Raw genomic sequence first — 10496 nt, 5'->3', positions numbered from 1 at the left:
TAAGTAAATTTAAACAACAGAAATTTATTGAATATTTATGGGGGGATGGCAACAAGTTAACATGCCCTGTACCTATATGGTGACACGTCATGTTAAATTTCGCTCTTACATTTGTTAATTAAATATAACTAAGACCAGCTATTGTTGACTAATATGGACTACAGGTACCTAAAATAAAGGGCTTGAGTGATAGGCAGTATTTTGTAAACGAATGTGTATCATACATGGGTTGGTTTAGAGCGCTTCGATAACTATAAAACAATTATATAAGCAAACCATCAGCATTTTTGATTCGCTCTTAAAATTAAAAAGCCACCTAATTAAGGTGGCTTATGTCTATAACATCGTGTTTTTAATGTGCCTGACTATCGTTTTCTTCGCGTTTATAAATATATGTTTGTTGGGTTTTAAAGCCAAAACCAATTGGTTCAGCGCCATTTACTAGCTTAACTTTTCCACCTTCAACATTTAAATTTGGCCCAAGTATTTCAATAGCTTTTATCGGCTTATCAGAACCTTTAACCCCAGGGCCTATTAAATAAAACTGACTAACTTGCGTTACATCCGTTGCATCATCCCAATCGCACTTACCATCCGCATCATTATCTGCACACGACGGGCCTTCCCCAAAAAATAGTTTCGGTGTATCTGGTACATCATTACTTGTTGCAAATTTCACATCGTCATAAACCTTCGTTCCATAATGCAAATGAAAGGCATAAAGCGAACCACCGCCACCCGTTAACGAACATTGGTTTTGTGTTGATGATGAAGATGCAGGCGTAAAGGAAGTAAAGTAAGCAACCCCACCAACGACCGTTGCTGCAGCAAGGGACTTTTCGCCCGTCCCTAATTCATATCGCCATCCTTTAAATTCGGCTAACTTAACTTCAAGATTAACAAATTTATCAACGTCATCAAGTGCGTTACCAAATGGGTCTTCATTCATTTTCATTAAATCATCTGGCACTATTGGGGCTGGAAATTCAGTAAATATTTTTGTTAGGGTGTTTTCATCACGGATCATATACAGCTGATCTTGCTCATTAGTAGCAAGTGGGTTTGAGCGATTTCCGCTGCCTATCACAATTGCGTCGTACGGGGTGTCTAAACGGGTGGTGATCATTTCACCACCATAATTGGTTTTAGTAACTTTACTAAACAGCGTTCTAGCAACTAACGGTTTATAAAAAAAACGTCTGTCTTGTGACGCTAATGTACTGCCAAGTTCAGCAAGTTTAAAGTGAGTAATCTCATCTTCATCATCGGTGGGAATATCTACACGCCAAATATTACCGCCAGTATCGGTTGCATAAATTCGGTCAATATACCCATCGTAATCTGAGTCAAGCGTAGTTACATCCGCTGCAATACTGTGCTCTCCGGTAAAACCATGTTCATCTGGAGTGAGCGCCCATACCTTTTCGCCAGTTTTAGCATTAACAATGTAAATACCTAGCCCGGTTTCATCTGTTGTTCTAATCGCATTATCTTTGTTTGTATCGTAGCCTGCGCCAAATATCAGCAATGGATCCTCACCAAACGCTTTAATGTAAGCAATTTGAGGTTTAGACCATGTTTGTGCTAAATATTTAAATTCTTCAGAGCCACCAACAATTGGCTTATTCCATAATTTTTTAGGTTTTTTTGGGTCACTTATATCCAGGCCGTAGTAATTTTTACCGCCTCGGCGCATGCCTGTAAATGCCCATACTTCATCATTATCACTTGCTCTAATAACACCATCGTTTAACCCTTCGCTATTTGAGCCTTTATTATTAAAGAACACACTTATAGGCCCATCCATGCCATACACTTTTGTATTTGCAAGATTACTACGCAAAGCAGGAATGTTTTTTAATAGGGCAGCAGGTGTAAAAGCCCACTTTTCTTCAACCGTATCGCCTTTGTCTTCAAACATATGTAAAAAGCCGGCATTAGTACCAACAAGTATATGAATACTTCCATCGCCGTAATCTATAGATACCGGTTTTGAATGCAAAGGGTCGCCAAAAATATTGATTCGCTGATCTACTGATGAGTCATCTCCATCTTCATTATCAACATCAACCCCTCGTGCCCAGCTAATATCATCTTCCTCTAAAGTTAACCCAATATTAGGAATCAAATCAGGGGCAAGATCGGTAACTGTACCTGTCGCTAAATTTAAAATGGTTTGTACTTTATCAAAAGTAAAATCAATAATACTGCCCGTTTTATCTATGTAGATTTTACGGCTATCAGGGTCTAAAGTTGATAAAAGTAAATTTACGCCACCCTGGGCTACTAAATTCCCATCTGCAGGCTTATTAGTTGGCAGCCAAAAAGTTCGTGCTTTTTCATCAATCAACCCATTATTATCTAAAGCTATTTTATCAGTTGAATCTACAATATTTGCACCAGACACTTTAAGCTTTTTTAAATTCCCGCTCCAGCGTGCGCCTGTTTCTGGGTAAAACATCGCAAAATAAATTGACTCTCGGCTACGAGTTTGGTCAACATTGTTACTTGCTACCGTAGGAGATGAAAAACTATCGTTAACTTCGCGTATTTTCGATATTGTATTATTAAGCGCTTCAGAAAGTTCAGTTGATGTATCTGCATGTAAGTACTCGCCTCCTCCCAATAAAGCGGTTTTTTCTAATAGTTTTTTACCATTTGTACTCATGCCACTACCAAAACCGATAGTAAAAACTCGCCCAGTATCGGCAACCTCTGGCGTGGTGTCGTACAAGTCAACTTCAACATCTCTTGTACCATGTATTATCTGAGCTAAAGCGGCTAGATAACTACTACTTGTTTTAGTGGGATTTGAGCCAAAAGTAGATTTGTATAATGATTTGATATCATCGTTTCGGTTAGTATCTTGCGTCGGATCACCATCAGTCATTAGTATTAAGCTAATTGAGTTATCACAGCGCTCATCTGCACCAACAGCCTGTTGAAAAGGAGAAACGTAACGAGGTATATCACTACCACTTTGCTCTCTCTCAATCGTAGTATCTCGTTTATCCGTATTTTGCCCATACCAAACCGTCTGCCCCGTCATATATAGGTAAGCTTCCCATAAGGTCTCAGTGATAGGTGTATTCCCGCTAGCAGGCAGCTTTTTTATTTGGCCCAATATTTTATCATGTGAGGAGCCTAGGCCAGCCATAACATAACCACCATCATTGCCATTAAAACGCATTAAACCAAAATCAATCGAGCTATTATCATTTACTAACTGGGTCATAGCGCTTATACCAGCATCGATTTTTCTAGGGCCCCCATTAGGCAGCTTAGTCTTCATACTTCCTGAAGTATCAAACACAATAAGCACGCGAGGGTTTTCGTCGGTTTCAACATTATGGTTTACGTAAAGCTCTATATCTTCGGCAAATACAGAAAGGCTAATACCTACCCCGAATAACAAGGCAGCTATTTTTTTTAGTTTAAATCGCATTTTTAAATCCCTTTATTTGCGCTTTTTATTTTTATTGCGCAAGTTAATAACTACTCTATTCCCTGTTTAATTTTTAGTAATATTGAGGTGGGACTAAAAATAAAACAAAAGTCATATCTAGCTATTCATCACAAAACAGTGATTAGCATCCACGTGGCGTCAATGCTATAAAATATATATTACTTCGATTTTCAAATAAAAACAGACTAAAGTCAAAGACATTAGATTTTATTATCAATTAAAAACAACAGCTTAAATAAAATAATCCCGTTTTACTGCACAGTTTAATCATGCTAAAAAACTATATTTTTACCTATGTTTCTATATTTATGGATCTATGTTTTAGGTAACAAGTACTTACCAATATAAATTAGTAACGTAAGGCTCTAAAAATCACCTTTAAAAGCACTATTATTCAGTAAAGCTGTTTTATTAAAAGGAGTGTATTTAATAGGTAACTACGGTTATGCAAACATACAAAAAAGCCCATATTAGGTGCTACCTAATATGGGCTTTTATACTCTCGCTAAATTATAAGCGCTTTATGCAAGCATTCTTATAAAGATAACTCTTTTTTAGCGCGAGTTAAGTTATGTGTTACAAGTGAGTTTTTAGAAATTTGAACCGCTTCATATAAATCAGAAATACCAGCAGTGTCTTTTTGAGCCTTAATACGCGCTACACCACGGTTACTTAATGCAAACGATGTAAGTTCACGTACTTTTAAACGCGGACCATGGCTTTGCTTAAGCAATGCAATTGCTTGTGTACAAATAGCTTCTGCTTCTTCGTAGTTTTTTGATTCAACATTTAAAGCACAGCTATTAAATGATTTTTCAAATGCGGGTGCTGCAGTTACAGAGTCTTCAATAACCATTAATTTATAGTCACCTTGTTTAGCCATTGCAGCAGCTGAGCAAGTTAATAATGAGCCAAGAGCGATGGTTTTTAAAAGTGTAAATTTCATGATTATATTCCTAATTAGTTAAGTCGTACTTGTTGCCGACAACTAAACTTTAGAGTGTTAGCTTAATTACCACAAACGATAAAAACAAACCTAATAAGTGAATAAATCTAACCTATAGACTTTAGTCTAACACCAAAAAAAATACCCAGTAATTACAATAAGTTAAAAACCATGGAAATCACTAAATAATAAATAACAGAATACAGTTTTATTATTTTTTAATAATACCAATTCGCTTAATTAAGTGATCTATTTTGAGGATGAAAAAACGTGTTGATAGCTAGGCAAAAAATTCGCTATTTGGTTGTTCTAAATGAGAATTTTTTAACGCAGGTAGCGACACGTTTAGCCCCGCAAAATGATTAAGTATTATTGCGGACTGGTATAACACAATACAAAGTTAATAAGCACGAAAAAGCCGATGTTGGGGTTTAACCCAACATCGGCTTTTTTACTCTCGCTATTTTATATTATGCTTTAGTAAGCACTTTATAAAACACGTTATAAAGGTTTTTTATAACGATAATTCTTCTTTAGCGCGAGTTAAGTTGTGCGATACCATTGAGCTGTTAGACAATTTTGATGCTTCGTATAAATCAGCAAGTGCAGCAGTGTCGTTATGGGCTTTTAAACGTGCAACACCACGGTTGCTTAATGCGAATGACGTAAGTTGACGTACTTTAAATTTAGGGCCATCTGCGTCTTTTAAAAGTGCGATTGCTTTAGTACAAATTTCTTCCGCTTGCGCATAATTTTTTGACTTAACATTCAGTGCGCAGCTATTAAATGATTGCTCAAGTGGCTGTGGCGCTGTTGCAGTTTCAATAACCATTAATTTGTAATCACTTGCATCAGCTACTGCAGCAGCTGAACATGTTAATAGTGAGCTAAGAGCGATAGTTTTGATAAGTGTTTTCATGGTTACATTCCTGATTAGTTAAGCCGTGCTTGTTGCCGACAACTGAACTTTAGAGAATTAACACAAGCCCGACAAACGATTAAAACAAACCTAATAAGTGAAGAAAATTAACCTATAGACCTTAGTCTAATACGTTTAAACTTTTTCTATATATTTAAATAGCTTACGCATCATCGTACGTGTCTAAAATCGCTACTTTACGTTTTCAAATGTATATAATTATTTATGCCTTTTTTTAGTTGGTTTTATTTTAAACACCTTACTTTGGCATAGCTGAGTAACAATCAAACAAATTTATACATTTAATTACATGCAATACTAAGTTATGTATTTATAATTGCAGCTCTGGTAACTTTTCATCATTAATGGGTTAACTTTTTTGAAACACACACTTCCTGTTTTTGTTTTATTAAGCACGCTTTTATCATTTAGCCAAAATGCTAACGCAAGGCTTTTGCTCGGTAACAACATGCCTAACACCGGTATGTTTATAAAGTCAGAATTTAATGGCGATAGCAGCATTACATCTGCGGGTGTAGAAATGATGGTTAAGCAAAATTACAGTAACTTTGGTGTTGTTTTTACAAGCGCAATTGGCGCGGCAGTAATCGATAATAAACAAGGCGAGCAAGAAGAGTTTATAACGTGGGACAACGGCATGAAGCTTGGTTATTTTAATGACTTTTTTATATACGCCGAGCTTGGCTTAGATCTGTTCGAACTCGCCTTTAAAAACGATAGAGGCGATAACACCTACCAAATAGAAAAATCGAACAACGACATAGACGGCTACGCAGGTATAGGAGCGGGTTATCACTTTAAGCCATTTAAAATAGAAGTATTTACTCGAGCACGCCAAATAGATGGCGACTACTGGGAAGCACAAGAACATATTTACAGCGGTGTGCAGCTCAGCTTTACGTTTTAATTGCCCTTTTGTTTTATAAGAAAAATAAAAAGCGTGTGAAATACAGCTATTTCACACGCTTTTTAAAAAATTACATTTAACAGGTTTGATCTAACCAATTTATATTTAACGGATAGTTTTGGCTACTTTACCAATACTCAAACCCTGAATTAAAATTGAAAACACCACAACCGCATAAGTGAGAGCCAATAAAATATCGCGCTCGTTCCCATCAGGTAACTGCAATACCAGTGCAACCGAAATACCACCACGCAAGCCACCCCAGGTTAAAACTTTCCATGCACCAGATGGCAACTCTAATTGCTGATTAAATGTAGTGGTTGTTATACCCACAACAATTAAACGTGCGAGTAACGCTATTAAAATTGTTAAGCCACCAGCAATAAACAAGTTACTCGAAAATGCAATCATGACGACTTCAAGCCCTATGAGTACAAATAAAATGGCATTTAAAATTTCGTCAATCAGCTCCCAAAATAAATCAACGTAATGGCGTGTTTTGTCGCTCATAGCCATACTACGGCCATGATTGCCCACCATTAGCCCCATCATTACCATTGCAAGTGGGCCCGACAAATGCCAATGGCTAGCCAGTGCATAACCACCAATAACACCCGCTAAAGTAAGTAGTACTTCTTCTTGGTAACTATCAATACTTTTGAGTAAGTAATATAAAATACCACCTAATACCAAACCAAAAACAATACCGCCACCGGCTTCAACCGCCAGCGTGTGCGCTACATAATAGGTTGTAGGAATATCACCACTTGATAAAACACCCAATAAAAGCACAAAAATAACCACGCCGATACCATCGTTAAACAACGATTCACCCGCAATCACGGTTTCAATACTTTTAGGCGCACCCGCAGATTGTAAAATTCCCATTACCGCAATAGGATCAGTTGGCGAAATTAATGCGCCAAATAGTAAACACCAAATAAACGCTAAATCAAAACCAAGCAAAGGAAGTACTAAATAAAGCGCACCAGCAATAATAACCGTTGATAGCAACGTACCAACACAGGCCAAAATACCTATTGGCAATTTATAGCGCCTTAAATCGCTAACATTTACATGTAGCGCCCCAGCAAAAAGCAGCATAGAGAGCATGCCATCGAGCAAAACTTCAGTAAAATCTAACTGATCGAGCAAGCTCACTTCGTAATCTATAAGATCATCAAACCCTAAAAAGCCCAAAAATATAGCGCCGATAGATAAAAGCATCGAAATAACCATAACGCCAATGGTTGTTGGCAAGCCAATAAAGCGATGGTTTACATAGGTGAGTAACGCGGTAATTGATAAAAATATCGCACTTATTTCAAGTACGCTTAGGCTGGTTCCTGGTGCCATGGTTTAAATCTCAATATTTATTTAATGATGCCTTACTCAAAATAAGCAAAGCAGAAGGGTTATTATTTTTTATATGGTTATCTCGCATTATATTCGCGTAGCCTAAACAAGCATACCCAAAATATTAATTATAAATACACACCCTACTCTATTAACGTATTTAAGGTATTAACTTACGCGTTAAATAAAACAAAAAAACCCATGTTAGGAATTAACCTAACATGGGTTTTTTTACTCTCGCTATTTTATAACATGCTTTTGGTAAGCACTTTATAAAAGCATTTATAAAATACTTATAAAGAAAGATCTTCTTTAGCGCGAGTTAAATTGTGCGATACCATTGTACTTGTAGACATTTGGTTTGCTTCGTATAAATCAGCAAGGCCAGCAGTGTCGTTGTTCGCTTTTAAACGTGCAACACCACGGTTACTTAATGCAAACGATGTAAGTTGGCGTACTTTAAATTTAGGGCCATCTGCGTCTTTTAAAAGCGCAATTGCTTTAGTACAAATTGCTTCAGCCTCAGCGTAATTTTTTGACTTAACATTCAGTGCGCAGCTATTAAATGATTGCTCAAGTGGCTGTGGCGCTGTTGCAGTTTCAATAACCATTAATTTGTAATCACTTTGATCAGCCATTGCAGCAGCTGAACATGTAAGTAGTGAGCTAAGAGCGATAGTTTTGATAAGAGTAAGTTTCATGGTCGTAGTCCTGTTGGTTAAGCCGTGCTTGTTGCCGACAACTGAACTTTAGAGAATTAACACAAAACCTACAAACGATTAAAACAAACCTAATAAGTGAATAAATCTAATCTATAGACTTTAGTCTAATGCCAGATTACTAATTTACGACAATTGATATTTATAAAAACAACCAACGAAACTTAAACTTATTGAGTGCGTTCTAGTAACTTAACTACTTGGGCTACAACCATTTCTGGCTCATCTTTTTGCGGGTAGTGATAGCTTTTATTTGTTATTACTATTTCACCTTGAGGAAATGCATTAGCCCACTTTGAATGTAAGTCGCCCCACATTTCACGCGCTTTGTCGGTAAAAAATAATACAGATGGCTTTTTATACTTTTTAACTGAGGCAATTACTGTCACGGGTATATCAGCAATTTGTGGATAATCAGGCAGCGGGCGTTTTGCCCAAAAATCTAAATACTGATTCGACATTCCGTTTTTCATATCGTCGAGCTTTATTGCTGCAATTTCTTTTTCAGCGCGTGGCAAATCAATCGCGCGCATAATATCTACATCGTGCTCTGATGCAGGCTCAATCAACATCAACGCTTTAATCTTATTAGGGTATGTTGCAGCAAATACACGCGCAATATAAGCACCATAAGAGTGCGCAACATACACAACAGGCTCTTCTATTTTCAGTGTTTTGAGTAATAACGCAGCCTCAGCTGCATATTCTTCTGAGCTATAGTTTTTCTTTATTTGCGTAGAACCACCATTACCAATACGAGAATACCGTATAACTTTACCGTGCTTGGTAAGTGATTCAAAAACCGGGTCCCAATCACTTAAACCAGCAGAACCGCCCGCTTCAAGTAAAATTGTATGTTTACCTTTACCAGCTAGCTCGTATTCAAGGTCAAAGCCATTTACTTGAACTTTAGCCAGTCCAGCTAAAGCACTAGTAGATATGAAAAGAGAGTAGAGTAATATTCTTTTTATCATAAATACTCTTGCGTCATAATTAAAAATTCTAATACTACGATTAACTTTATATTTAAACATGTACTTAAACTGAATGCAGTATTGATAAATAATAACTTGTCCCCATTTAAAGATTATAATTATATAAAAATCACAGGTTAATAATGGAATTCGATAAGAAACTAGTTAGTAAAATTCTGGACCCTATACACGGAATTATTCGATTAACTGAAATCGAAGTTAAATTTATAGATGATCCTTTATTTCAAAGGTTAAGAACAATAAAACAAAATACATTTTTATATAAAGTATTTCCCTCAGCTATTCACTCTCGATTTGAGCATTCACTTGGTGTTATGAATATAGCATATGAGGTATTAAAAAATTTACAATTGAATTCATTTCGCTTCACAAAAAAGAACAACGACACCTCAGATGTATTCGAAGCTGTAGATCAAATACCTGAATCAAATGTTCAAGAGTTAAGACTCGCTGCATTACTTCATGATATTGGTCATGGTCCCATGTCTCATCAATTTGATTCATTTCTACCAACTAATGAATCTTTTAAAAAGCAATTAAGCCAAGACTTCCCAGAACTATTCAAGATGATTGGTAATAATGCAATTGAACATGAACATATCTCATTAATATTTGTAAAAACAATCTACGACAATTTATGTAAGGAAGGTAAACTAACTAAAAAACAACAAGAAAGCATAAACATCGATAATGTAATGATGATTATTGAAAGTAAATATCTTAATAAATCTATAAATACTACTATTGCTGGAAAAGAGTTAGATATACTTCCGATGTTAACATCTATTATATCCTCATGCCCGATCGATGCAGATAGAATGGATTATTTACAACGTGATAGCTATTTCTCGGGTGTAAAATGCGGTATCTACGACAGTAATAGATTATTTATGTCGATCGTACCGGTTATTGAAGACGATAAACTCTACTTAGCCTATACAGAAAGCTGTATAGACTCTATTGCAGAATTTATAAATGCACGATCTAATCTATTCAGCCAAGTTTATTACCATAAAACTAATCGTGCTTTTTCTGCAATGCTAGATTCTATTTGCCAAGCTGCAAATAACAGTAAGATCAACCCCGATAAAGATATTTTCAAATCTTACCTTCCATCAAATAAAGAAAAAACAGATTATCTAAAATGTATAAAAAGCTTTTACCTTA

The 10496-nt window shown here is 36.1% G+C and carries 8 protein-coding genes; 2 read left to right on the top strand and 6 right to left on the bottom strand.

Features of this window, described 5'->3' with window-relative positions:
• Positions 1-352: 352 nt before the first annotated feature.
• The 3 genes from CXF64_RS17460 to CXF64_RS17450 all read right to left on the bottom strand — a co-directional run bounded on the left by CXF64_RS17460 (position 353) and on the right by CXF64_RS17450 (position 5331).
• Complete coding sequence (locus CXF64_RS17460; RefSeq protein ID WP_101217628.1) at positions 353-3445, bottom strand: pilus assembly protein; 3093 nt, start codon at positions 3443-3445, stop codon at positions 353-355.
• 556 nt (positions 3446-4001) lie between these two features.
• Positions 4002-4412: a hypothetical protein gene (locus tag CXF64_RS17455; RefSeq protein ID WP_076924185.1), complete on the bottom strand. Its 411-nt coding sequence runs from the start codon at positions 4410-4412 to the stop codon at positions 4002-4004.
• A gap of 514 nt (positions 4413-4926) precedes the next feature.
• Positions 4927-5331 (bottom strand): hypothetical protein, encoded by a 405-nt coding sequence (locus tag CXF64_RS17450; RefSeq protein WP_024604999.1) that lies wholly within the window; start codon positions 5329-5331, stop codon positions 4927-4929.
• 379 nt (positions 5332-5710) lie between these two features.
• Here CXF64_RS17450 and CXF64_RS17445 point away from each other — a divergent pair, with 379 nt between their 5' ends.
• Positions 5711-6259: a hypothetical protein gene (locus CXF64_RS17445; protein WP_101217627.1), complete on the top strand. Its 549-nt coding sequence runs from the start codon at positions 5711-5713 to the stop codon at positions 6257-6259.
• Between the two features lie 105 nt (positions 6260-6364).
• Here the strand turns inward: CXF64_RS17445 and CXF64_RS17440 are convergent, their stop codons facing one another.
• The 3 genes from CXF64_RS17440 to CXF64_RS17430 all read right to left on the bottom strand — a co-directional run bounded on the left by CXF64_RS17440 (position 6365) and on the right by CXF64_RS17430 (position 9308).
• Positions 6365-7615: a cation:proton antiporter gene (locus tag CXF64_RS17440; protein WP_101217626.1), complete on the bottom strand. Its 1251-nt coding sequence runs from the start codon at positions 7613-7615 to the stop codon at positions 6365-6367.
• Between the two features lie 293 nt (positions 7616-7908).
• Complete coding sequence (locus tag CXF64_RS17435; RefSeq protein ID WP_101217625.1) at positions 7909-8316, bottom strand: hypothetical protein; 408 nt, start codon at positions 8314-8316, stop codon at positions 7909-7911.
• 188 nt (positions 8317-8504) lie between these two features.
• Complete coding sequence (locus CXF64_RS17430; protein ID WP_101217624.1) at positions 8505-9308, bottom strand: alpha/beta fold hydrolase; 804 nt, start codon at positions 9306-9308, stop codon at positions 8505-8507.
• A 143-nt stretch (positions 9309-9451) separates the two neighbouring features.
• Here CXF64_RS17430 and CXF64_RS17425 point away from each other — a divergent pair.
• On the top strand, positions 9452-10496 hold a 1045-nt coding region (locus CXF64_RS17425), incomplete at its 3' end, for an HD domain-containing protein (protein ID WP_101217623.1).

Source organism: Pseudoalteromonas sp. GutCa3 (assembly GCF_002836155.1).
In the GTDB taxonomy this organism is placed as follows: Bacteria; Pseudomonadota; Gammaproteobacteria; order Enterobacterales; family Alteromonadaceae; genus Pseudoalteromonas; species Pseudoalteromonas arctica.
The sequence above is the reverse complement of the archived record's forward strand: the minus strand, read 5'-3'. Positions and strand labels throughout refer to the sequence as shown.

Bases quoted from the DNA above. Each gene is read 5' to 3' on its own strand.
- CXF64_RS17460 (WP_101217628.1), bottom strand. From the start codon at position 3,445: ATGCGATTTAAACTAAAAAAAATAGCTGCCTTGTTATTCGGGGTAGGT.
- CXF64_RS17455 (WP_076924185.1), bottom strand. From the start codon at position 4,412: ATGAAATTTACACTTTTAAAAACCATCGCTCTTGGCTCATTATTAACT.
- CXF64_RS17450 (WP_024604999.1), bottom strand. From the start codon at position 5,331: ATGAAAACACTTATCAAAACTATCGCTCTTAGCTCACTATTAACATGT.
- CXF64_RS17440 (WP_101217626.1), bottom strand. From the start codon at position 7,615: ATGGCACCAGGAACCAGCCTAAGCGTACTTGAAATAAGTGCGATATTT.
- CXF64_RS17435 (WP_101217625.1), bottom strand. From the start codon at position 8,316: ATGAAACTTACTCTTATCAAAACTATCGCTCTTAGCTCACTACTTACA.
- CXF64_RS17430 (WP_101217624.1), bottom strand. From the start codon at position 9,308: ATGATAAAAAGAATATTACTCTACTCTCTTTTCATATCTACTAGTGCT.